The 569-nt window shown below is 48.2% G+C and carries 1 protein-coding gene; it reads left to right on the plus strand.

All coding sequences use genetic code 11. From position 1 onward, the window contains the following. On the plus strand, positions 1 to 569 hold a 569-nt coding region (locus LNV08_RS22340), incomplete at both ends, for a hypothetical protein (RefSeq protein ID WP_263535961.1).

Here is a 569-nt window from a genome sequence, read left to right on the forward strand (position 1 = left end):
AATCATTACTCGACGTTTCTCTGAGCTTCGCCATAAAGCAGAGGCTACGTTGGCGGCTAAGGTAGTTGAGTTTCATGACCAGAACGGCAAGGCTTTTTACAAGATTCCGTCGGGAACGTACAGGGAATGGGCAACCAATGTGCTGAACCTATTGCAACGTACGTTTGGTGAATCTAGCGTTCACTACAAGCACTTCGCGGAGAGCTACAGTGCATTTCAAGGTTGGGTATCGGATGTGGAAGTCAGCTTTGGAATTTTTAAGGCAGCAGAAGAAGACTACCTTGGGGGATATCTCTTTCAGATAAGAACTTTAGCTAGGGCCGAAGTGTTGTCAGATGCCCTTGACCAGGCAAAAGAACTTCTTCGTCTTGGTTACAAGGATCCAGCGTGCATTCTTGCTCGCGTCGCCCTGGAATCAGCGCTAAAAGACTTATCCGCAAAAAATGGGGTGGCCGAAGGCAAGCTTGATCGCATGAATGCTGAACTGACTAAAGCTGGTGCCTTCAATGTGGTCAAGCAAAAGCAAATCACCGCTTGGGCAGATATAGGTAATAAGGCAGCCCATGGGG

The organism is Paucibacter sp. TC2R-5 (genome assembly GCF_025717605.1).
GTDB classification, from domain to species: domain Bacteria; phylum Pseudomonadota; class Gammaproteobacteria; order Burkholderiales; family Burkholderiaceae_C; genus Paucibacter_A; species Paucibacter_A albus.